This is a genomic window from Arthrobacter sp. FB24 (assembly GCF_000196235.1).
Classification (GTDB): domain Bacteria; phylum Actinomycetota; class Actinomycetes; order Actinomycetales; family Micrococcaceae; genus Arthrobacter.
Map to the genome: position 1 here is coordinate 22,036 of NC_008539.1, position 22,716 is coordinate 44,751.

General features: G+C 66.0%; 22 protein-coding genes. 17 read left to right on the plus strand and 5 right to left on the minus strand.

All coding sequences use genetic code 11. The annotated features are described in order from the left end of the window. Positions 1–188 precede the first annotated feature (188 nt). The 4 genes from ARTH_RS22605 to ARTH_RS22620 all read left to right on the plus strand — a co-directional run bounded on the left by ARTH_RS22605 (position 189) and on the right by ARTH_RS22620 (position 2,954). Positions 189–668, plus strand: coding sequence for a hypothetical protein (locus tag ARTH_RS22605; protein WP_043431415.1), 480 nt, complete (start codon positions 189–191; stop codon positions 666–668). Between the two features lie 148 nt (positions 669–816). Beyond that, a complete protein-coding gene (locus ARTH_RS22610) occupies positions 817–1,458 on the plus strand; it encodes a DUF305 domain-containing protein (RefSeq protein WP_011689637.1) in 642 nt (213 codons plus the stop codon). Positions 1,459–1,540: 82 nt separating this feature from the next. Then, complete coding sequence (locus ARTH_RS22615; protein WP_011689638.1) at positions 1,541–2,431, plus strand: F510_1955 family glycosylhydrolase; 891 nt, start codon at positions 1,541–1,543, stop codon at positions 2,429–2,431. 115 nt (positions 2,432–2,546) lie between these two features. After that, the gene (locus ARTH_RS22620; protein WP_011689639.1) at positions 2,547–2,954 is read left to right on the plus strand and encodes a four-helix bundle copper-binding protein; all 408 of its coding nucleotides are present in this window, start codon (positions 2,547–2,549) and stop codon (positions 2,952–2,954) included. 468 nt (positions 2,955–3,422) lie between these two features. Here ARTH_RS22620 and ARTH_RS22625 read toward each other — a convergent pair whose 3' ends face one another. Beyond that, positions 3,423–3,815, minus strand: coding sequence for a heavy metal-responsive transcriptional regulator (locus tag ARTH_RS22625; RefSeq protein WP_011689640.1), 393 nt, complete (start codon positions 3,813–3,815; stop codon positions 3,423–3,425). Positions 3,816–3,920: 105 nt separating this feature from the next. Between ARTH_RS22625 and merA the strand changes: the two genes are divergently transcribed. From merA to ARTH_RS22645, 4 genes are all read left to right on the plus strand, one after another. Next, a complete protein-coding gene (gene merA / locus ARTH_RS22630; RefSeq protein WP_011689641.1) occupies positions 3,921–5,351 on the plus strand; it encodes a mercury(II) reductase in 1,431 nt (476 codons plus the stop codon). A 246-nt stretch (positions 5,352–5,597) separates the two neighbouring features. Next, positions 5,598–7,097: an alkaline phosphatase gene (locus tag ARTH_RS22635; RefSeq protein ID WP_011689642.1), complete on the plus strand. Its 1,500-nt coding sequence runs from the start codon at positions 5,598–5,600 to the stop codon at positions 7,095–7,097. Positions 7,098–7,185: 88 nt separating this feature from the next. Beyond that, the gene (locus ARTH_RS22640; protein WP_011689643.1) at positions 7,186–7,719 is read left to right on the plus strand and encodes a hypothetical protein; all 534 of its coding nucleotides are present in this window, start codon (positions 7,186–7,188) and stop codon (positions 7,717–7,719) included. Positions 7,720–7,851: 132 nt separating this feature from the next. Further along, complete coding sequence (locus ARTH_RS22645; RefSeq protein WP_011689644.1) at positions 7,852–8,847, plus strand: arsenic resistance protein; 996 nt, start codon at positions 7,852–7,854, stop codon at positions 8,845–8,847. A 67-nt stretch (positions 8,848–8,914) separates the two neighbouring features. On the opposite strand, the gene lpdA is transcribed toward ARTH_RS22645, so the two are convergent. The 4 genes from lpdA to resB form a co-directional block, all read right to left on the minus strand. Next, positions 8,915–10,282: a dihydrolipoyl dehydrogenase gene (lpdA, locus tag ARTH_RS22650; protein WP_011689645.1), complete on the minus strand. Its 1,368-nt coding sequence runs from the start codon at positions 10,280–10,282 to the stop codon at positions 8,915–8,917. Between the two features lie 261 nt (positions 10,283–10,543). Next, positions 10,544–11,425 carry a prolipoprotein diacylglyceryl transferase gene (lgt, locus tag ARTH_RS22655; RefSeq protein ID WP_011689646.1) on the minus strand — a complete coding sequence of 294 codons (882 nt, stop codon included), beginning with the start codon at positions 11,423–11,425 and terminating at the stop codon, positions 10,544–10,546. Between the two features lie 116 nt (positions 11,426–11,541). Next, a complete protein-coding gene (gene ccsB, locus ARTH_RS22660; RefSeq protein ID WP_011689647.1) occupies positions 11,542–12,642 on the minus strand; it encodes a c-type cytochrome biogenesis protein CcsB in 1,101 nt (366 codons plus the stop codon). Continuing rightward, complete coding sequence (gene resB / locus ARTH_RS22665; RefSeq protein WP_011689648.1) at positions 12,642–14,294, minus strand: cytochrome c biogenesis protein ResB; 1,653 nt, start codon at positions 14,292–14,294, stop codon at positions 12,642–12,644. Before resB ends, ccsB begins: the two co-directional genes overlap by 1 nt. 224 nt (positions 14,295–14,518) lie before the next feature. Between resB and ARTH_RS22670 the strand changes: the two genes are divergently transcribed. The 9 genes from ARTH_RS22670 to ARTH_RS24585 all read left to right on the plus strand — a co-directional run bounded on the left by ARTH_RS22670 (position 14,519) and on the right by ARTH_RS24585 (position 22,644). Next, positions 14,519–15,130 carry a TlpA family protein disulfide reductase gene (locus ARTH_RS22670; protein ID WP_011689649.1) on the plus strand — a complete coding sequence of 204 codons (612 nt, stop codon included), beginning with the start codon at positions 14,519–14,521 and terminating at the stop codon, positions 15,128–15,130. 288 nt (positions 15,131–15,418) lie between these two features. Beyond that, positions 15,419–16,465, plus strand: a complete 1,047-nt coding sequence (locus ARTH_RS22675; protein ID WP_011689650.1) for a cytochrome P450 — start codon at positions 15,419–15,421, stop codon at positions 16,463–16,465. 118 nt (positions 16,466–16,583) lie between these two features. Next, on the plus strand, positions 16,584–16,958 hold the full coding sequence (locus tag ARTH_RS22680) for an ArsR/SmtB family transcription factor (RefSeq protein WP_011689651.1): 375 nt from the start codon (positions 16,584–16,586) through the stop codon (positions 16,956–16,958). After that, positions 16,955–18,907 (plus strand): heavy metal translocating P-type ATPase, encoded by a 1,953-nt coding sequence (locus ARTH_RS22685; protein ID WP_011689652.1) that lies wholly within the window; start codon positions 16,955–16,957, stop codon positions 18,905–18,907. Before ARTH_RS22680 ends, ARTH_RS22685 begins: the two co-directional genes overlap by 4 nt. Next, entirely contained in the window at positions 18,904–19,413 is a 510-nt protein-coding gene (lspA, locus tag ARTH_RS22690; RefSeq protein ID WP_011689653.1) for a signal peptidase II, read from the plus strand. The genes ARTH_RS22685 and lspA overlap by 4 nt, the downstream gene beginning before the upstream one ends. Then, positions 19,410–20,159, plus strand: coding sequence for a cytochrome c biogenesis CcdA family protein (locus tag ARTH_RS22695; RefSeq protein WP_011689654.1), 750 nt, complete (start codon positions 19,410–19,412; stop codon positions 20,157–20,159). Before lspA ends, ARTH_RS22695 begins: the two co-directional genes overlap by 4 nt. Positions 20,160–20,214: 55 nt before the next feature. Further along, positions 20,215–20,814 carry a cadmium resistance transporter gene (locus ARTH_RS22700; protein WP_011689655.1) on the plus strand — a complete coding sequence of 200 codons (600 nt, stop codon included), beginning with the start codon at positions 20,215–20,217 and terminating at the stop codon, positions 20,812–20,814. Positions 20,815–20,862: 48 nt separating this feature from the next. Then, complete coding sequence (locus ARTH_RS22705) at positions 20,863–22,227, plus strand: coenzyme F390 synthetase (protein WP_011689656.1); 1,365 nt, start codon at positions 20,863–20,865, stop codon at positions 22,225–22,227. 141 nt (positions 22,228–22,368) lie between these two features. Next, positions 22,369–22,644: a hypothetical protein gene (locus ARTH_RS24585; protein WP_011689815.1), complete on the plus strand. Its 276-nt coding sequence runs from the start codon at positions 22,369–22,371 to the stop codon at positions 22,642–22,644. Positions 22,645–22,716: the final 72 nt, after the last annotated feature.

Genomic DNA, 22,716 nt, shown 5'->3' on the forward strand with positions numbered 1-22,716 from the left:
AGGCACAAGGGCCCGCGTAACCCGATACCTTACTCCTGACTCCGGTCAAGGACAGTCGTAGAGCACCGGCACCGGATGGTGAAACTGAACCCCTCCCTGGCACGTTGAAACCTATGGTCGTGACCTGCGAGGAAACCCCCGGCCGGTACCCTTGGATTATCGAACCGGCACGGAAGGAAGGAAACGTTGTGACCGCAGTATCGCGCGGCCCCGTCACCGCTTTCCTCCTCCGTGCAGGATTTCTGACCGCGGCCCTGGCCATCATCGCCGGAATCTTCGGCATGCACATCATGACCGATGCGCAGAACATGACCGCGGAGCATGGCATCTCCGTGACAGCTGCGGCCCCGGCCATGGCGCAGATGGAAGGCATGCCGACCGGTGCCAACGCCGGCCACGGGCCAGGGTTGTCACCGGCTGCGGCACCAGTGGTCGGTGCGGCTACCGGGTTGTCGTCTTCCTGTTCCGCTGCAGGGTCGTGCCCCGAGATGTCCGCCACGGGCAATGCCTGCGTGCTGTCACAGGGAAACACGCCTCAGACAGCTCCCATGCCGGGAACGGCACCGTCCGCGCTGCCGGATTTCGCTGGCGCGGCCGTCGTCGGCACCAACTATTCCTACTCACCGGGCAGCCCTTCCCCGGGCGAGCTCTGTATCAGCCGGACGTAAGCCGGCACGCTTGCGCCGTGTCCTTCCCCGGCGCATAGTCCAGCCACCAGCACGCGTGAAACAGTCCGGTCTCCGGCCGGGCCGGCCACTGCGCGCAATGTCCAAGGCGCCCTGAGCGCCGCTGATACTTTTGAGGACCCTGATTTTCATGAAGAAGACCCTGACCCTTTCCGCTGCCGCCATCGCCGCAGCAATCGCCCTCGCCGGCTGCTCCGCCGGTTCGGGGACCGGCAGTCCGGAGGCAAGCACCACGTCCGGCATGAACCACGGCAGCTCCGGCACGGCTTCAAGCTCAGCCCCGGCAGCTTCGGCAGCAGCTTCGGCGGAGTTCAACGACGCGGACACCATGTTCGCGCAGATGATGATCCCGCACCACACCCAGGCCGTGGCCATGAGCGACATCATGCTCAAGAAAGAAGGCATTCCCGCCGCGGTGACAGACCTTGCCACCAAGATCAAAGCGGCCCAAGGCCCCGAGATCGAGAAAATGACCGGCTGGCTGGAAAGCTGGGGCCAGCCCACAATGATGCCCACGAACATGCCTTCGACCCACAGCATGTCCGGGATGATGGGCCAGGACGACATGGCCAAACTCGAGGCCGCGCAGGGCACCGAGGCCGCCAGGCTGTTCCTGACCCAGATGATCGCCCACCATGAGGGCGCCGTCATGATGGCCAAGACCGAAACCACCGACGGCAAGAACGCCGACGCCGTCCAGCTCAGCAAGGAGATCGTGAGCTCCCAGGAAGCCGAAATCCAGGAAATGAAAGACCTCCTGGCCACCCTGTAGCCAGCCCACATCCGGCACCGGCCCCCTTCCCGGGGGCCGGTGCCCTCCCACAGACATTCCCGTTGAGCCTTTGGAGTTCCCCGTGCCCCTGCACTCTTTGACCCGTCCCCGTCCAGCGGCTGCCCTCGCCGCAGCCGCCGCCCTCCTGCTGACCCTGACCGCCTGCACCCCCGGCTCCACCACCGATACGCCGGAGGCCGGCACCGCACCGACCACTGCGGCCCCGGGCCTTCCCAGCTCCCACGTCCATGGACTCACCGTGAACGGCACAACCGGCCAGGTGCTGCTGGCCACCCACGACGGCCTCTTCGACGTCACCAAGTCCCCGGCCACCAAAATCGGTGACACCAACGACCTGATGGGCTTCACCACAGCCGGTGACAAGGGCCCGTTTTACGCCTCCGGCCACCCTGGGCCCGGATCGGACCTGCCCAACCCGATGGGTTTGCTGAAGTCCACTGATGGCGGCAAAACCTGGGAACAGCTCTCCCGGCAGGGCGAATCCGACTTCCACGCCATGACCACCACCAAATCCGGCATCATTGCCTCCGATGGGACGCTGCGCACCAGCCCCGACGGGAAGACCTGGAAAACCGTGTCAGCCGGGTTTACCCCGGCAGTCCTGGCCGGGCATCCCGGCAGTGACACCGTTCTGGCCACCACCCAGGAAGGAATCCAGCGCTCCACCGACGCCGGCACCACATGGAAGCCGCTGGAAGGCGGCCCCGTGATCCAGTTCGCCGCCTTCGCGAACCCGACCGAGGCCGTAGGTGCTGAACCCAACGGTACCGTGCACTACTCCGCTGACACCGGACAGACCTGGACGAAGAAGGGCCGCATCGAGGCCCAGGTGCTGGCCATCGCCGCAGTCAAGGGCGACGACGGCAGTCCACGGATCTGGGCTGCCACCCCGGACGGGATCGTTGCCTCCACGGACGGAGGAATGACGTTCCAGCCAGCCGGCGCCGAATAGCCCCGTGATTCCGGGTTGTCCCTGACCTGTCGGGCGTACCGCCGGCGGGTCTAGGGTGAGGGGGACGGCCGGGAACGGCCCGGCCGCCCCCTCGCCCAGCGACAGGAGCCACCCCATGAGCCACCACGTCAGCGCCATGCTCAACGCCCACCCCCAGGCAGACCCTGCCATGAGCCGGGACAGCCTGGCCGGATGTATTGCCGCCTGCTTCGAGTGCGCCCAGACATGCACGGCCTGCGCGGACGCGTGTCTGGGCGAGGACATGGTCGCCGAGCTCACCACCTGTATCCGGACAGATTTGGACTGCGCCGATGTCTGCGCGGCCACAGGGAACCTCCTGTCCCGGCAGACCGGAGGGCAGAGTCCCATCACGCTTGCGGCGTTGGAGGCCTGCCGGGCAGCGTGCGCCGCCTGCGCCGAAGAGTGCCAAAAGCACGCGGGGATGCACGAGCACTGCCGGATCTGTGCCGAAGCCTGCCGCCGCTGCGAAGCCGCGTGCGGTGTCCTGCTGGCCGCAGGCTAGGACCTTTCGGTAGCTGCGCGTTCTTAGGGCACGGGGGCCGGGGCCGGGCACAAGGCGTTCAGGACGACGACGTTAACCAGCCGGAGTACACCGTCAAGAACACGCCCGTGGTCTGCACCCCGTTCAATGAGCCCTACCAGGAAGCCTGGAGGTTGTGCCGGCGCGGCCGCACGGGTGCAGCCGTGACCTCGACGGCTGCGCAGACGAAAAATTCGTGCGGACGACTTCTGAACTGACAGCGACGTTCCAGAACAAGTGCAGACGAGTGTGAAATTCCGTGCAGATGGCTCCTGAGAATGTCAATCTGATTCGGTCCCACTTTGAGCGGAAATCGCAGTTTGAGGGGGCCCACTGGGGGGGCGTGATGCGGCCGGGCCGCTTGCACTTTCGTCGCAATTCCAACACGAAAGTGACAGCCTGGTACTCGTTGTCTTTGAGTGCGGGTAGCCTCGGCGGGACGGTGACGGGTCAGAGGTAGCGGCAGATCTCGTCTGGGGGGCAGGCCTCGGGTTGTTTGGGTTCGGCTGCCTGGGCGTAAAGCTGGGAGATCGTTTCCCTAAGGGCCAGGAGCTCAGTGGTCTGGGCATCAAGCTCTGTCAAGCGCTGCCCGAGCAATTCCCGGACGTGCGAGCACGGCGTCTGGCCTCGGTCGCGGATGTTCAGGATCTGCCTGATCTGGGCGAGGGTGAGCCCTGCGGCCTGGCCGCGGTGGATGAAACCGATCCGGCCCACGACGTCTTCTGAGTAATCGCGGTAGCCGGAGGCGGTGCGTTCGGCGGGAGGAAGCAGCCCTTCTGCTTCGTAGAACCGCAGGGTCTTGGTCGTGGTCCCGGTTGTTTCTGCGACCTGCCCGATCTTCATCTTCGCCGCTCTCCCTCATGCAATGCATCGACTTGACCTTCCACTGTACTGGAAGGTTGATGATGGTTCCAAAGGGCTTTTTGATGCATTGGGAAGGACAGCGGTATGGGAAACGAACGGTTCGATCTGGCGATCATCGGTTCCGGTGGCGCGGCGTTTGCGGCCGCGATCCGGGCCAGGGGGCTGGGCAAGCGGGTAGTGATGATTGAGCGTGGCACCTTGGGCGGGACATGCGTGAACACCGGGTGCGTGCCGTCGAAGGCGCTCCTGGCTGCCGCGGACGCCCGGCACGTGGCGTTGGACTCGGCCCGCTTCCCCGGCGTGATGGCCTCGGCCGGGGCCGTGGACATTTCGGCCCTCATCGAGGGCAAGGCTGCACTTGTTGAAAGCATGCGGACAGAGAAGTACGTCGACCTTGCCGCGGACTATGGCTGGGCCATGCTCCAGGGAGACGCGGTATTCACCGGGACCCAGGACACACCTCTGCTCCAGGTCACCTCACCGGGCGGTGCCGTTGAGACGATCGAGGCCGCACACTACCTTGTGGCCACCGGCTCCACACCATGGGCGCCGCCCGTTCCCGGACTGGCCGAGACCGGCTACCTGACCTCGACCACGGCGATGGAACTGGACGAAGTGCCCGAATCGTTGCTGGTCCTTGGCGGCGGCTATGTCGCCCTAGAGCAGGCGCAGCTGTTCTCCCGGCTCGGCTCCCGCGTGACTATGCTCGTCCGCTCCAGGCTCACCTCGCACGAGGAGCCGGAAGTATCCAAGGCGCTGGCCGGGGTCTTCGCGGATGAGGGGATCCGGGTGGTCCGGCGGGCCACCGTGGACTCAGTGAGCCTCGATGAGGCCACCGGCGGGGTCAGCGCCACCGCTTCGGTGGCCGGTGGACAGGAAGTGTTCCGGGCCTCCCGGCTGCTCGTGGCCCTGGGGCGCCGGCCCGTCACCGAGGGGCTGAACCTCGACGCCGTCGGGGTGAAGACCGGCACGTCCGGTGAGATCGTGGTCGATTCCCGTCTGGCCAGCTCGAACCCCAGGATCTGGGCTGCAGGGGATGTCACCGGCCACCGTGAGTTCGTCTACGTCGCCGCGGCCCACGGCGCCCTTGCCGTGGAGAACGCGTTTACCGACGCCGTGGATGAGGTCGACTACCGGCATCTGCCGCGGGTGACCTTCACCAGCCCGGCTGTGGGTGCCGTCGGGATGACTGAGCAGGACGCGGTCGCTGCCGGTATCCGCTGCGACTGCCGGGTGCTGCCCCTGAACTACGTCCCCAGGGCCCTGGTCAACCGCGATACCCGGGGATTCATCAAAGTCGTTGCCGACCGTGACACCGGCCGGATCGTGGGCCTCACCGCCGTGGCCAAGGACGCGGGCGAGCTGGCCGCCGCGGGCGTCTACCTGCTCGAGGCGGGGATGACCACCGGGCAGGTCGCCGGCATGTGGAGCCCCTACCTGACCATGGCCGAGGGCATCAGGATCGCCTGCAAGGCCTTCACCACAGACGTCTCCAAACTCTCCTGCTGCGCCTAAAACGCGGCCCCCTCCGCCTGAAGAAAGGAAACGCCATACCACCACGTGAGAATTGGTGAAGATATCCGGCCTTCGGCGGTGATTCGTGTCGCACCGTTGATCTTGTTCTCAGAATCGATGTTCACCTCCCGGCTACCGGCCGGACACAGGGAAGTCCGGACATGTGAAGGTTTCGCTCTTAGGGTTTCAACCCGGGCACCAACCCCTTCATTCACTCGTTCGCAGTTTTTCCTTGGGAGATCCCTGATGCGCCGCACCCTATCCATGCTTACTTCAACGGCGGCGGTTGCCGCCGTGCTAACAGCCGTCGCTGTCAGCGCCCCCGCCACCGCCGCCCCGGAGGGGAACAACGGCCGGACCAAGAACGTCATTTACCTGCTCGGCGACGGCATGGGCCGTACCCACGTCACCGCCGGCCGTGAACGCTTCTACGGAGCCGCAGGCAAACTGGCCATGGAAACCCTTCCGGCCCAGGGCTACGTCAGCACTTACGCCGTGGAAAAGAACTCCGGCCAGCCCGGTCAGACTGACTTCAAACCGAACCTCGTCACCGATTCCGCCTCCGCCGCCACCGCCTGGGCCTCCGGGGTGAAGACCTACAACGCCGCCCTCGGCGTGGACGCCAAGGGCGCAGTGGTCCCGACAATGATGGAACTGGCCAAGAAGGCCGGCTACCGCACAGGCAACGTCTCCACCGCCGAGATTACGGACGCTACCCCGGCCTCGCAGATGAGCCACTCCCTCGCCCGCGGCTGCCAGGGTCCTGTCTACTCAGCCGCCGCGTGCCAGGACACCAGCATCACCGGCACCCCGCTGCCGACCAGTGACGTCCGCGTCACCCCGATTGCGGACCAGATCGCCCGCAACGGCACAGCAGACGTCATCTTTGGTGGCGGCTTAAGCCGTTTCGACGCCACGGACGAAACCGCGTTGAAGGAGCAGGGCTATTCGGTCCTGGGCTCGGTCTCGAGCCAGATCCCCGCCACCCGCGCGGACCTGAACGGGGCCGCCGGTGAGAAGGTCTTCGGCTTGTTCAACAAGGGCAACCTGACCGTCGAGAAAGCCAAGCAGGACAACCCCGCCGCGCCTCAGGCGCAGGAGCCCTCCCTGCCGGAGATGACCAAGAAGGCCATCGAACTGCTCGATAAGAAAAAGGAAAAAGACTCCAAGGGCGACGGGTTCTACCTGCAGATTGAGGGGGCTTTGATTGACAAGCGCTCCCACGCCAACGACGCGGCCCAGGCCCTTGAGGAAATCAAGGCCTTCGACGACTCGGTCGCCGCTGCCCTGGATTTCGCCAAGAAGGACGGCAACACCTTGGTCATCGTGACTGCAGACCATGAAACAGGCGGCTTCAGCGTCATCGAAAAGGGCTCCTTCACCAACGCCGAAGCAGCCGGGCCCCCGGCCAACGTCGATTCCGGCAACACCGCCAATAGCTCCACCCCGACCCGGCCTGGCGGAAACGTCAAGGACCCGACCCGCTCGAGCGGCATCATCAACGGCGCCGGCGCTGCAGACCCGAAGAACTTCGGCCCGGCCACCTTCCGGACCCCGAATGACCCAGCCGAGGTCAAGGACGGCTCCAAGGAGGCCAGTCTCTGGCTGAACTACCTTTCGGGCAACCACACCGGTGCCGACGTGCCTGTTTACGCTTACGGCTCAGGATCAGAACAGTTGCAGGGCAGCGTGGACAACACCGATCTGTTCGACATCGTGGGCAACGCCTTGCGCGTCCTGCGCTGACCTTCGCGGAGAACTAAAACTGCAAGACTGGCCGTGGCCCGGGGGGACAAGAACGAACCCCGGGCCACGGCACATCCAAAGGAACACCATGAACCGCAAATCCCGGATTCTCCTGATGGCAACCCTCGTTGCTGCATCCCTCGCAGTACTTGCATTCGTCGTACTGGGCAGACAGGGCTCTACCTCTCCGGCCGGCGACAAGGTCCCGCTGGCCGCCGCGAAAACATCTTTCCCTGGCCTTGCCGCTGCCGAGGGTGAACCGGACCTGCCCGGACTCCAGACGACCCGGCCGGCCCCCGGCCAGGTCCTCCATGTCCGGGGCCCCTTTGATGACAGGCTGGTCTTTGAAGGCCTGACCTTCGACGGTCAGGCAGCCACAGGAGCGGTCAGGATCACCGGTGATGTCAGCAAACTGCTCGATCTCCAGATACTCGCCGGGTTCTACGATGACCGGGGCACCATGGTCGGAACCGCCCGTTTCGTCCACCACCTCGGCAGCCAAGGACACAGCCACTCCGGAGCGCCGGAAGAACGTGAAGAGTTCAGCATTCCCGTACCGGCCGAGATTAAGGCCAAAGCCGTTTCAACGGCAGTAGGCGTACCCGTCCTCGTCAATGAATAATTTGTCCCGAAGACCCAGGGACCAGCTGTCTTGCCCGCGGATGCCACCACCCGGCTGAACGAGCCTGCCGCCTTCGCTCAGCTGCTGCAGGGTTCCTCGCCACCGGGAGACGCAGGAAGCGCATCATCTAGCATGGGTACGGTGAAAACCCGCAATCTCCCCGCGTGGGTGGAGCGTCATCAGATCGGCCTGTACCTTGCGGCCATCGCTGTCGGCGTTGCCCTCGGCTTTCTTGCTCCCGGCTCGGTGGGGGCGCTGGAGCGCTCGATTTACCCGGCCCTCGGACTGCTGCTCTATGCGACTTTTCTCGGGGTTCCCTTTGCCTCCATCGGCGCGGCAGTCAGGGATCTGCGGTTCCTGGCGACAGTGCTGGTCCTGAACTTCGTCGTCGTTCCCGCTGTGGTGTTTGGTCTGACTCGGTTTGTCGCCGGAGATCCGGCGCTGGTGGTCGGCGTCATGCTCGTACTCCTGACGCCGTGCATCGACTACGTCATTGTCTTCACCGGTTTGGCCGGAGGGGCCAGTGACCGGCTCCTGGCCGCCGCTCCGGTATTGATGTTCGTGCAGATGCTCCTGCTACCGGTGTTCCTGTGGGTTTTCATCGGCCCCGACGTGGCTGGGGCTATTGACCCGGCACCGTTTGTCGAGGCCCTGATCGTTCTGATCATCATTCCCCTGGCCGCAGCGGCCCTGACCCAGGCGCTGGCCCGCCGGACAAACCTGGGCCGGACCGTCATGGCGGCCATGCAGGCTTCGATGGTTCCCCTCATGATGGTCACGCTGACCGTGGTAGTCGGTTCACAGATCACAGGAGTGAGCAGGGAACTTGGCTCGCTGCTTGTGGTGGTTCCGGTCTATGTGGCTTTCCTGCTGGTGATGGTTCCGCTGGGACTGTTGGCGGCCAAAGGCGCCCGCCTCGATCCTGCGTCCACCCGTGCCGTTGTCTTCAGTGGCGCTACCCGAAATTCGCTGGTTGTGCTGCCGCTGGCGCTGGCGCTTCCCGGGCCGCTGGCCTTGGCCGCGCTGGTCGTCGTCACCCAAACTCTCGTCGAACTGATCGGCATGGTCCTCTACGTCCAGTTCCTTCCCCTGATCGTGCCCAAGGAACCCAACCGGCAGCCCGCCTAAGCACAGGCGCGCCGTCCCGGGCTCCGCTTCAATCAACCACCTTGAACGCCCAGCCAGGAAGCGCCGGTCAGCCGTGGGCGTGCAGGGGCTTGCCGGCCAGGGCGAGGGCCGCTTCGCCGATGGCGTCGTTCTGGGTGGGGTGGGCGTGGAGGAGGCTGGCGACGTCCTCGGGATAGGCTTCCCAGTTGACCATGAGCTGGCCTTCGCCGATGAGCTCGCTGACCCGGGCGCCGAGCATGTGGACGCCGATGATCGGGCCCTCCTTTTGGCGGATGAGTTTGATGAAGCCCGCGGTCTGCAGCATCTGGCTTTTGGCGTTCCCGCCGAGGTTGTACTCGACCGTCTCGATGCCGTCGGCACTGAACTGTTCCTTCGCCTGGGCCTCGGTGAGGCCGACAGAGCCGGCCTGGGGCTCGGAGTAGGTCACGCGCGGGATGCCGGATTCGATGATGGGTGCCGGGCTCAGACCGGCGATTTCTTCGGCGACGAAGATGCCTTGCTGGAAGCCGCGGTGGGCCAGCTGAAGGCCGGGCACGATGTCCCCGATGGCGTAGACGTTGCCGACACCGGTGTGCAGCCGGTCGTTGGTGGGCACGAAGCCGCGTTCCATGGGGATGCCGGCGTCCTCGTAGCCTAGCTTCGCTGTCACGGGGCCGCGGCCCACGGCCACGAGCAGTACTTCGGCCTCCAGGGTTTTGTCGTCCTGGGTGGTGACGGTGACGCCGTCATCGTTCTGGGAGACACCGGCGAACATGGTGTTGGTGAGGAACTTAATGCCGCGTTTCGTGAAGGCCCGCTGGAGGCCTTTGGACAGGGATTCGTCCTCGTTGGCGATGAGGCGCGGAAGGGCTTCGATGATGGTTACTTCGGTACCGAAGGAAGCCCAGACCGAGGCGAATTCCACACCGATCACGCCGCCGCCGAGGATGAGTGCGCTCTTGGGGACGAAATCCATTTCGAGTGCCTGTTCGGAGGTGATCACCCGTCCGCTGATGTCCAGGCCGGGCAGGGATTTCGAATAGGACCCGGTGGCCAGCACAATGTTTTTGCCCCGGTAGCTGGTGCCGTCGACTTCTACCGTGTCTGCGGCGGCCAGCGTACCCCAGCCCTGGATCAGGTCGACGCTGCGGGAAGAAACGAGGCCTTGGAGTCCTTTATAGAGGCGGTCAACGACGCTCGCCTTGAACTTTGTCACCCCGGCCATGTCGACGCGGCCGAAGGCGCTCTCCACGCCAAATGCTTCGCTCTCCCGGATGGTGTCGGCCACTTCTGCTGAATGCAACAGCGCCTTGGTCGGGATGCATCCACGGTGCAGGCAGGTCCCGCCAAGCTTGTCGCCCTCAATCAGGGCCACCGTCATGCCCAGCTGCGCCCCGCGCAGCGCGGCGGCGTAGCCGGCGCTGCCGCCGCCGAGGATTACGAGGTCATAGGTCATGGTTTTCCTCCCGATGGAGCGAATTGAGGGGCGAGTCCGTGATTGAGGGAGCGGCGTTGCCCGCACCTAGGGGGAGCACAGGAGCCCCGAAGGTCGCCGTGGTGGCCAGTGTGCCTTGCCCATGAAGCCCCCGCATCTACACGGCTCCCGGATGTGAGTCCTGTCCCGATATTATGCCTGATACGGATCCTCAGGGGTCTTTCCCAGACGGGTGGTTGTTCCGTTGGCATGATGTGCGGAGCGATTGCGGCCTCCGGGTCTTTAGCGGGCCGGGTCCGGCAGCGTGCCGTTCGTTTCCACCTTTGACCGGGTACGGGATCTGAGCTGTTGGAAGAAGGCCAGCCCGGCGATGAAGACAACTCCGGCGACCCAGGTGTTGACGCGCGCACCCAGAATCGTGTTCGCTTCATCGGAGCGCATCAGTTCGAAGGCAAACCGGCCGGCCGTGTAGAAAACAATGTAGAGGGAGAAGACCGCTCCGGCTCCGAGCGTATATTTGCGGTCCAGGAATATCAGCAGTGCCGCCGCGGCCAGGCACCAGAGGGACTCGTAGAGGAAGGTCGGCTGGAAGTACCCGATGACCTCAGGGGTCCCTTCTGGAGTGGTCACTGCCTGTCCTGTGGTTGGGTCCATGGTGTGGATTTGCAGTTTCCATGGCAGGTCCGTGGGTGCGCCGTAGATTTCGTTGTTGAACCAGTTTCCCCACCTGCCCAGGGCCTGCGCCAGGAGCAGTCCGGGAGCGGCGGCGTCAGCGAACGCGGCGAAGGGGACTCCGGCGCGGCGGGCACCGATAGCTGCCCCGACCAGCCCGAGGGCAACCGCACCCCAGATGCCAAGGCCGCCTTCCCAGATCCGCAGGGCACCCCAGGGGTCCTTACCGGGCCCGAAGTAGAGCTGGTTGTCGGTGATCACATGGTAGAGCCGGCCGCCGACGATGCCGAAGGGGACGGCCCACATCACAATGTCCAGTGCCTGTGACGAGGTCCCGCCCCTGGCCTTGAGACGGCGGACGGTCAGCCAGGTGCCGACAGCGATGCCCGCGAGGATGCAGAGCGCGTAGAAGCGGATCGTCAGGGGGCCGAGCGCGACGGCGCTCAGCGTTGGTGAAGGCAGGAAGATCTCCTGCGTGGAGAACGATTGCATGGTTCGAGCTCACTGAAAGTAGGTGTCAGGAAGCGGCCACAGGACGGCGGCCGCCGAAAGCAGCATGCCCTGGTCCCGCCGCGGCAGGTTGGTACGCCCGGGCAGCTGTGAGGACGTCACAGGCCGGAGTAGGAGTGCAGGCCGTTGAAGAACTGGTTCACGATGGTGAAGTTGAACACCACGCACAGGTAGCCGACGATGGACAGCCAGGCGGCGCGGGTGCCGGTCCAGCCGCGCGTGGCGCGGGCATGGAGGTAGCCGGCGTAGACCACCCAGATGACGAAGGTCCAGACTTCCTTGGTGTCCCAGCCCCAGAAGCGGCCCCAGGCCTTTTCGGCCCAGATGGCCCCGAACATCAGGGTGAAGGTCCAGCCGATGAACCCGAGCGCGTTGATGCGGTAGGAGAGGTTCTCCAGGCTGAGCGCCGAGGGAACCAGACGCATGAACCCGAGCCTGTCCGCGCCTCCGGCAGCTACGGTTTTCTGGCGGTGGGACTGGACCAGCTGCAGGGCGGACATCGCGAAGGTCAGGGTGAACAGTGCCGAGGACAGTACGGCGATGGAGACATGGATGATCAGCCAGTAGCTCTGCAGCGCCGGAACGAGGTGCCCCACGGGCGTCCAGTAGGCGATCGAGGCGGCCACCTGCATGATGATGGCCAGACCGATCACGAAGGTGCCCAGGAAGCGCAGGTCGCGCCGGGTCAGCGCGAGCAGGAATACCGCCACGGCCACGAAGGCGCCGGTGGTAAGGAACTCGTACATGTTGCCCCATGGCACCCGGCCCGCGCCGAACGCACGGGTGACCACACCGGCGCCGTGGATCAGGGCGCCGAGTATCGTGAGGGCCACCGCCACCCGGGCCGGGACGCGCCGCCCGGGGGCGTAGCGCATGCCGGGTTCGGCAGTTTGGCCTGCGCCGGCCGCATCCGTTCCCGCTCGGCGGGCGGTTGAGCTCGGGCGTTCGGCTATGCCGGCCGGGCCGCCGACGTGGGAGGCCAGACGGTCACCGGAAGCGGCGGCGCTGATTCCGGCGCTGACCGGAACGCCGGCACGTGCAGGGGCCGCCTCTGCGGCTTTGAGGTCCACCGCGCGCAGGACCTTGCTGCTGCGGGCCAGGTCCCAGGCGAAGGCGATGAACGCCACGGTGTAGGTGCCTGCGGCCAGGAGCATGAACAGCTCGCTGTATTGGCCCATGGTTTCGTTGATGTCCGGCATTAGTGCTCCTTCGGTGAGCGGGCAGGGACGTTGGCGGCGTCGGTCGCGTGGGGCTCGGCGAGGTTCCAGCGGGCCATGAGCCGGGCGCGGATGGCCGCGGCCTCGGGTGCGAGCCGGTGGTCTTCGCCGCGGGCCAGCAGCCCGTATTCGATCATGGTGCGGCCGTCCTCGTGGGAGCCGGCGCGGAGCCAGACGCGGCGGCGGTTCACGTACAGGGACACGATCAGCCCGGCGACGGCAATCAGGGAGAAGATCAGGACCCCGTCCTGGCCCGGGACTGTGCGGATGTCCACCCCGATGTAGCGTTTGAGCCCGTCAAAGCTGATCGAGCCTTTGCCCTCCGGGAGGGTGTAGCTCTGCCCGGCGTCCAGGACAATCCCGCCGGCCGGCAGATCCCGGCCGTTGAGCTGGGTCAAGGTCTTTACGTCCAGGTTGTAGACGTTCTGGGGTTTGCCTGTATCGAGCCCGAGATCACCGTAGTAGGAGTTCAGGTTCAGTTGCGGGTTCAGCGGGTCCGGGTCGAAGCTGTAGGACACACCATCCTGGTTCTTGATGGCCGAGGGCAGGAAGAACCCGACGAAACCCAGCTGGGAGGGCGAGGCGTCCGGGACCTTGAGGACAATGGTGGAGGTGTACACGGCGTCGTTGGGGACGGATACGACAGGGCCGCTGAACGCGGTGTTCCCGTCCCCGTCTTTGACGGTGACGATGGGTGCGTAACCGTTGCCGACGAGGAAGATGCCGGTTCCGCCGAAGTAGACCGGTTCGTTGACTTTCAGGACCTGCTGCTGCGGGGCCGCGTCCGGGCTGTTCCGGGTCGTCAGGGAGGCTTTGAAATCGATGGGCTGGCCGAACTGCCGGGTGGATTCGCGGTCGAAACGGACGTCGAACTTGTCCAGGGTGACGGCGAAGGGATCCAGCCAGGAGGTCTGGAAGTTGGTGCCGGGGGTGAAGTTGTCGTAGCCGACGAGGGTGTTGACGAACGTGTCGCCTTCGATGATGATTTTTTGGCCCCGGTAGCCGAACAACCCGCCGACCGCGACGCTGACCAGCACGCCGATCAGGGCGGTGTGGAAGAGGAGGTTGCCGACTTCCCGCAGCAGCCCCCGTTCGGCTCCGAGGGAGGGCATCGCGCCGTCGGCGTCGCGGATGTCGACGCGGTAGCCGCGTTTCTTCAGTACTGCGGCTGCGTCCCGGACGGCGTCGCCCGGGCCGACAGCGGCGTCTGCCGGCAGCACGAGCGTGCCGTATTCGGGCAGACGCGACAGCCGCCGGGGGGTCCGCGGCGGGGCTGAACGCAGGGCCTTCCAGTGTGCCCGGGCCCGGGGTATCACGCAGCCGATCAGGGAGATGAACAACAGGATGTAAATCGCGGAGAACCACGCCGAGGAATAGACATCGAAGAGCTGAAGGGAGTCAAGGATTTTCCCGTACTCCGGACGGTCCTTGATGTACTGGGTCACCACGGCAGGGTTAGCCGGGCGCTGCGGGAACAACGAGCCCGGCACCGCGACCACGGCCAGCAAAAGCAGCAGAAAAAGTGCCGTCCGCATGCTCGTCAGCTGGGTCCACGCCCAGCGCAGCGTCCCGGCGGGGCCCAGCGGCGGGAGGACCGGCGCTGCCTTAGCATCCGGGGCGTCAGGTAGGGACATCGCTGCCTTCCAGTCGGGGTGTCAAGGGCGGGTGAGGTCTGCAACCCCGCAGTTCTACCTTACGTAGAATTAGTACAAGTGGGTGGCCGGCGCTTCGCCACGCCCCTTCCTGATAATATCGTCTGAAGACGATTGAACCGATTCCGGTTGAAACCTGAGCCTGGGCGTGGCGTGAAAACGGCACGTCCAGGACCACCATCCACGTCATAGGAGGAAGCCATTTGATGAACACTCCATCCGGCGGCGGCAGCCTGACCCGGCGCAGCATCTTTACGGGCCTGGCGGCTGTGGCCTCCCTTGGCTTGGCCGCCTGCGCCGGACCCGATCCGCTCGTCCAGCAGGCGGCGGCGGGGGATAACAAGAACTACATTGCCGGTGACGGATCGGTGCAGGAATACGCCGAGGGGTCCCGCGGCGCTCCGGTGGCCTTGAACGCGAACCTTTATGACGGCACGCCCGTCAGTTCCGGTGACTGGGCGGGCGCGGTCACAGTGCTCAATTTCTGGTACGCAGCCTGCGCCCCGTGCCGTGTCGAGGCCCCGCACCTGGAATCGCTGTACCAGGAGTTCTCCCCGCAGGGAGTGAAGTTCCTCGGGATTAACGTCCGGGATGAGAAGCCGACGGCGGAAGCCTTTGAGCGGACCTTCGGCGTGACGTATCCGAGCGTGCAGGACAAGGACGGGAAGGTACTGCTCGCCATGAGCCGCTTCGTCCCGCCCCAGGCGGTCCCGACCACCCTCGTCCTGGACAAGGAAGGGCGAGTTGCGGCGAGAATCCTGGGTGGACTGGACAAGAGCACCCTCAAAGCCCTGATCACTTCCGCACTCGAGGCCTAGGAAAAGCCGGGACGCGGGGGTTCCCGGACGCTCCGGCCGCATGCGAACACCCGGAATTCCGGCCATGCCGGAGCGGAACGAGAGAAGGCTGGTCCGTCATGACAGTGCAGTTGCCTGAGGGTTCCTTGGCTCTTCTGCGTGAGGGGTACACGTTCATATCGAGCCGGTGTGACCGGTTCGGCACCGATGCGTTCCGCACCCGGCTGATGCTGCGCCCGGTGATCTGCCTTCGCGGGGCGGAGGCGGCCGAGTTCTTCTACGGCGGTGGCCGGTTCGGCCGCAAGGGCCATGCCCCGCTCTGCCCAGCACCTGCTGCAGGACGCCGGCAGCGTGCAGTCCCTCGAAGGGCCCGCCCACCGGCACCGGAAACAGCTGTTTCGTGACCTGATGACCAAGGAATCGGTGGACCGTCTCGGCCAGGCTTTCGACACCGAATGGCGCTCCGCGGCGGAGCGGTGGCGTGGCGCGGGCGCGGTGGTACTCCATGACGAGCTGCGCCGGATCCTCACCGCAGCCGCCTGCGAATGGGCCGGAGTGCCGGCAGACCAGGCTACAGTGGGCCGCCGCGCCCGGGAACTGAGCCTGATGATCGAAAAGGCCGGCGCGGTCGGGCCGGCGAACTGGTATGCGCGGTGGCGCCGCCGCGGAACCGAAAAATGGGCCGCCGACTGCCTCGACACCATCCGCCGGTCCGGCCCGGACGCGGCCAGGGACACGCCGGCCGCGTCGATCGCCTTTCACACCGACGAACACGGCAACGCACTCCCGGTTGACACCGCGGCGGTGGAACTTCTCAACCTGCTCCGGCCCATCGAGGCCGTCAGCCGCTTCATGGTCTTCGCAGCCGTCGCCCTGCAGCAGCACCCCGAATGGAAAGACATCCTGAACGCAGGCCAGGACGCAGACCTGGACTGCTTCGCACAGGAAGTCCGCCGGTATTACCCGTTCTTCCCCTTCGTCGGCGGCACGGCCCGCCAACCACTGCAATGGAAGGGCCAGACATTCAAAGAGGGTCAATGGGTGCTGCTGGATCTGTACGGCACGAACCACGACGGCCGGATCTGGAAGGATCCGGAGAGCTTCGACCCTGCCCGGTTCCGCGCCTGGCGGCCGGACCCCCACACCCTGGTTCCCCAGGGCGCCGGCGACCCTGCCGCGGGGCATCGCTGCCCCGGTGAGGACATCACCGTTGACCTGATGCGGCGGGCCGTCCGGGCACTGGCCGCGGAGACCGGCATGAGCGTACCCGCCCAGGACCTGAGCATCGACCTTACCCGGATGCCCGCGCTGCCTCGAAGCGGTTTCATCCTCTCAGGACGCCCCGGACCGCACTGACACGGCTCCGCACATACCCCTGCCGCGGCGCCATAAGCGCGCTGGCCCCGGACCTGCACGCGGAACGCCATGAAGGTTGCGGCTGGCACATATCACCGACTTTGGATATCATCGGTGTATGACGATTGATACGAGAAGTGGCACCCGGCTGGAACCGGCCGCCGCGTTGTTCCATTCCCTGGCCGACCCCGCCCGGCTTGCCATCGTAAAGCGTATCGCCCGGGGCGAGGCCCGTGTCGGTGACCTGACCCAGGTACTGGGTCTGGCGCAGTCCACTGTCTCCGCGCACGTGGCCTGCCTGCGGGACTGCGGCCTGGTCACGGGCCGGACGGAAGGCCGGAAGGTGTTCTATTCCCTGACCCGTCCGGAACTGATCGATGTCCTGGCCCAGGCCGAGATCCTTTTGGCCGCCACCGGCAACGCAGTGAGCCTGTGCCCGACCTACGGCGACGCATCCCGCGACGCCGAAACCACCAAAGAGGAGCAACTGTGAGCGACGCGTGCGGATGCGGCGATGATAAGCCGGAAACAGAAGAAGGCCAGGAAGAAGCCGAGGGCTTCTGGCAGGTGACCGAGGTCCGCGCGGCCGCGGTCTCCGGAGTCCTGCTGCTGGTGGCGTGGATTGCTTCGCTGCTCGACGCATCCGAGTGGGTCACCCTGCCGCTGGAGGCCGCGGCGCTGCTGGTCGCAGCGTGGACGTTCGTTCCCTCCACCCTGCGCCGGCTGGTCAAGGGCAAGATCGGTGTCGGCACGCTGATGACGATCGCGGCCGTGGGCGCCGTCATCCTGGGCCAGATCGAGGAAGCGGCGATGCTGGCCTTCCTCTATGCCATCTCCGAGGGCCTGGAAGAATACTCGGTGGCACGCACCCGGCGCGGGCTGCGGGCGCTGCTGGACCTGGTCCCGTCCGAGGCCAGGGTGCTGCGCAACGGAACCGAAGTTACCGTCTCCCCGTCCGAGCTGGTGCTGGGTGAGACCATGGTCGTTCGCCCGGGCGAGCGTCTTGCCACCGACGGACGCGTCCTGACCGGGCGCACCTCCCTGGACACCTCAGCCCTGACCGGCGAATCAGTCCCTGTCGAGGCCGGACCCGGCAGCGAAGTCTACGCGGGGTCGATCAACGGCACCGGTCCGCTCGAGGTCCAGGTCACCAGCACCGCGGAGAACAACTCCCTGGCCCGGATCGTGCACATAGTTGAGGCCGAGCAGTCCCGCAAGGGCCCCGGCCAGCGCCTGGCCGACTCCATCGCCAAAAAGCTTGTCCCCGGGATCCTGATCGCCGCCGCGCTCATTGCCGTCTTCGGTTTCATCGTGGGCGAACCGGTCCTGTGGATCGAACGCGCCCTCGTTGTCCTGGTGGCAGCCTCGCCGTGTGCCCTTGCCATCTCCGTGCCCGTGACCGTGGTCGCCGCCGTCGGCGCGGCCAGCCGGATGGGCGTCCTGATCAAGGGCGGCGGCGCGCTGGAAACCCTGGGCAAAATCCGCACCATCGCCCTGGACAAGACGGGGACCCTGACCCGGAACAAACCCGCCGTGATCGAGGTCGCGGCCACCGCCTCCTCCACCCGGGAACGGGTGCTGGCCGTCGCCGCCGGCCTGGAAGAACGCAGCGAACACCCGCTCGCCCGGGCCATCCTCGCCGCCACCACGGACCGGGTCACCGTCACCGACCTGAACACGGTTCCCGGTGCGGGGCTCGAAGGGACCATTGACGGGCACAGTGCCCGGCTCGGCAGGCCCGGATGGATCGCCCCCGGGGAGCTGAAGGAAGCCGTCCGGCGGATGCAGGCCGGCGGCGCGACAGCGGTCCTGGTCGAGGAGCAATCTGTCCTCATCGGTGCCGTCGCCGTACGGGACGAACTCCGCCCCGAAGCCAGGGCCGTCATTGAACGCCTGAACCGCGCCGGCTACACCACCGCCATGCTCACCGGGGATAACCGGCTCACCGCAGAGGCCCTGGGCAAGGCAGCGGGCATCACCGAAGTCCACGCCGACCTGCGCCCCGAAGACAAGGCGGACATCATCCGCACCCTGAAGGAGCGGCAGCCGACCGCCATGGTCGGGGACGGCGTGAACGACGCCCCGGCCCTGGCGACCGCCGACACCGGCATCGCGATGGGCGCGATGGGCACCGACGTGGCCATCGAAACCGCCGACATCGCCCTGATGGGCGAGGACCTGCACCACCTGCCCCAGGTACTGGAGCACGCCCGCCGTACCCGCCGGATCATGTTCCAGAACGTGGGCCTGTCCCTGGCCCTGATCGCGGTGCTGATCCCGCTGGCCCTGTTCGGCATCCTGGGGCTGGCAGCCGTGGTCCTGATTCATGAATTGGCCGAAATCGTTGTCATCGCCAACGGCGTTCGCGCCGGCAAGGTCAGCAAGTACGCCACCATCCCGGTTTCCCGGGACGCCGTCCCCAACCTGGAACCGGCCCGGTGAGCCAAGCGGCACCGGTCCGGGACAGTGCCCCGTCCCGGCCGTGGATACGGCGGGGCGGGCTGCTGCTCGGCGCGCTACTGCTCGCCGGAGCCGACTTGCTGATCAAGGCCCAGGCCGAGGCAGGCCTCTCCCGGGGAGAGGTAATCGAAACCCCGCTGCTGACAATCAAGCTCCTGTACAACACCGGGGTTGCCTTCAGCCTCGGCGCGACCCTGCCCACCGGTTTTGTCGTGGCCGGTACCGGGGTCATCATCGCCGCGCTGCTGTCCTGGCTGACGGTCAGCGCCCCGAAGATGTCCAGGACCTCCTTTGCGGGTGGAATCCTTGTTGCCGGCGGCGCCGTCGGGAACTTCATCGACCGGCTTGACGGGCGCGGGGTCGTGGATTATCTGCACAGCGGATGGTTCCCGACGTTCAACCTCGCCGACGTCTTCGTCACGCTCGGCGTCGCCGTCCTGGTGCTGGGCATGTTGCGGCCCGGTAAGGACCCGGAGAACGGGACGTGAGTCTGGGCGGGTTCTTCGCCGAGGGTGTGCAGTCAGGAGCCCTGCTCCTGGCGGTGCCACTGGCGGTCATCGCCGGTCTCGTCTCGTTCATCTCGCCCTGTGTCCTACCCCTGCTCCCGGGCTATCTGGGCTACGTCTCCGGTCTGGCCGGAACGGATGAGAAGGCCGCACGCCGGCGGACCACCGCCGGCGTCGGGCTGTTCATCCTCGGTTTCGCCGCGGTTTTCACCCTGTATGGTGCGGCATTCGGGACCATCGGGCTCTGGCTGGTGAGCTGGAGCGATGTGATCACCCGTGTCCTGGGTGTGGTCGTCATCGTCATGGGTGTGGCCCTGTCCGGGAAGATCCCGTTCCTGCAGAGCACGGCGAAACTGTCCTGGAAACCGAACACCGGCCTGGCCGGGGCCCCGTTGCTGGGCATCGGATTCGGGCTCGGCTGGACCCCCTGCATCGGCCCGACCCTCAGTGCCGTCCTGGCGCTGAGCACCACCACCGGCTCGGCCTGGCGCGGGGCGCTGCTCGGTTTCGCCTACTGCATCGGCCTGGGCATCCCCTTCCTCCTCGTCGCCCGGGGCTTTGGCTGGGTCACCGGCACCCTGGGCTTCGTCCGCCGGAACATCAGGACCTTCAATCTCGCAGGAGCCGCGACCCTGATCCTGGTCGGGATCCTGATGGTCTCCGGTGTCTGGACCACCTGGATCCTGAGCCTGCAGAACCTGATCGGAACCTTCACTACTCCCATCTGACCCACCCTGCGGGTATGCAACCCGCGGCCGGACACACTGAGAGGTACACGGGCCCATGCTTGGCATCATCGCAGCCGCGGCAGCCATGTTCGCCGCCACGAATATCGACGACATCGTCGTTTTGACCGTCCTGTTCCTGGCCTCCGCTAAAGGCCGGCCCCGGCCCTGGGAGATCGTCGGCGGGCAATACCTGGGATTCATCACCCTGGTCGGCATCAGCGTCCTGGCCGCCCTTGGGCTGACGCTTGTCCCGGACGAATGGGTCGGCTGGCTCGGCATGGTCCCGCTGGCCATCGGGGTTATCGGCCTGATCCGTTTCCTGCGCAAACGCGGGGAAGAGGACGAAGAAGGTGCCATCAGTGCGATCGGCCTGCTCAGCGTCGCCGGCATCACCATCGCCAACGGCGCGGACAACATCGCCATCTACACCCCGATCTTCCGCACCATGGCGCCTCAGGACACCGTGGTCACCATCGTTGTATTCCTCATCCTGGTCGCCGTCTGGTGCGCGCTGGGACGTGTTGTAGGCACCCACCCGAAAGTCACCGAGACCCTGGAAAAGATCGAACACTGGCTGGTCCCTGCGGTGTTCATCGGGCTGGGCCTGTTCATCCTCATCAGCTCCGGGGTCGTGCCCCGGCTGTTCGGCGCCTGACCGTCATAAATCTTTTGGGACGAACACAGACCAGGGTCAGGAGGAATCATGAGGGAAACACCGTTCCGGTTGTTGCTCGATGCCCGCGCCTGCCGGAAAAAGGGCAGCGCTGCGATCCTGCAGCGCCAACGCGAGCGGCTGGTGGAGATGGTGACATACGCACGGACGTGCTCCCCGTACTACCGCCAGCTCTATCAGGGCCTGCCGGCACGGATCACGGACCCGCGTCTGCTGCCCGTGACGACAAAGGCCGCACTGATGGCACATTTCGATGACTGGGTCACAGACCCTGCGGTGACCCTGGAGGGAACGCAGTCGTTCGTCGCGGACCCGTCGCTGCTCGGTGAGAAGTTCCTCAACCGCTACACGGCCGCTACGACATCCGGGACGACCGGCACCCGCGGACTGTTCCTGCTCGACACCCGAACCCTGGCCGTATCCAAGGCCCTGACGTTCCGCATGCTCAGTTCCTGGCTCACCCCGGCAGACCTCATGGGGATCATCCGCGGGCGCGGGCGGATAGCCATGGTCGTCGCCACCGGCGGCCACTTCGCCTCAGCAGCAGCCGCAGCCGCGCTACGAAAGGGACCAGCCCGGCACAGCGTGCGCGTGTTCCCGGTCCAGACGCCGATACCGGACCTCGTCGCTCAGCTGAACAGCTTCCGCCCGGCCCTCCTCGCCCCCTACGCCTCCACTGGCCGGTTGCTGGCATCCGAGCAGGAAGCAGGACGTCTGACCATCCAGCCCGTTGCTGTTATTCTCTCGGCCGAGGGACTGCCTGCGGGAGAGTACGCCAGGATCAGCGGAGCGTTTGGGGCGAAGGTCCGGCAGGGCTACGCAGCGACTGAATGCCCCTTCCTGAGCTACAGCTGCCAGGAAGGCTGGCTGCACGTCAACAGCGACTGGGCCATCCTGGAACCGGTGGATGCAAACCATGAACCCGTCCCGCCCGGGCAGCCCTCGCACACCGTGCTGCTGAGCAACCTGGCCAACCGCATCCAACCCATCCTGCGCTACGACCTCGGCGACAGCGTCACCGCAAGGACTGACCCCTGCCGGTGCGGGGACCCGACGCCGGCCATCCACGTGCAGGGACGGAACGCCGAGCTGCTGACCCTCCAAGGCAACCGGCTCGCCGTCGCAGTGACACCCCTTACGCTGAGTACCGCCCTCGACAGGGTGCAGGGCCTGAGTAAGGGCCAGATCATCCAGACAGGACCCCAGAGCCTCAGCCTCCGGCTGCAGCCCGCCGCCGGTGCGGATCCTGAGAACGTATGGGAATCCGCCCGGTCCGAAATCACCCGCGCGTTGACCAGTCATGGGCTGGGCAACGTCACCATCACCAGGGACGCCGGGCCACCGCTACTCACTCCAGGCGGCAAGCACCGCACAGTCGTCCCGCTGCCCCCGTAAGAGCCATCCCATCTTGTCGGCGAATACATTGGTGATGCCGACGGCCACTAGAGCATCCAGTCGCCGGGCCCAGGTCCGGCTTGGCCGTTGAGACCCGCGCATATCCAATATCCATCCCCGCACCGTACCGGAATTTGCCCCGTGACGCTCGGAAATGAGTTCGCGTTCAAACTCGGCCAGGAGCCCGAAGACAAGCTTCCCGGAGGCCCTAGTGGTATCGGATGGCGGCGCCCTTCCGATGAGGACCTTCAGACCGATCCCACGCCCGGTCAGGTCATGGACGATGTTGACCAGGTTGGGCTACACCGCGGCACACCGATGGGCTGGGAACAGCTCACCGGCGACTACACGTGGCCCCGCCCCAACCAGATCAAACCCGGCAAATACGGGCCACTACCCCGCCCGGCCATACCCTAGCGTCGGATATTTCACTTTTTCACACGTCACCCCAACCTGGCCAGCCAGGACGGCACCGCGCCAAGTCCCGTT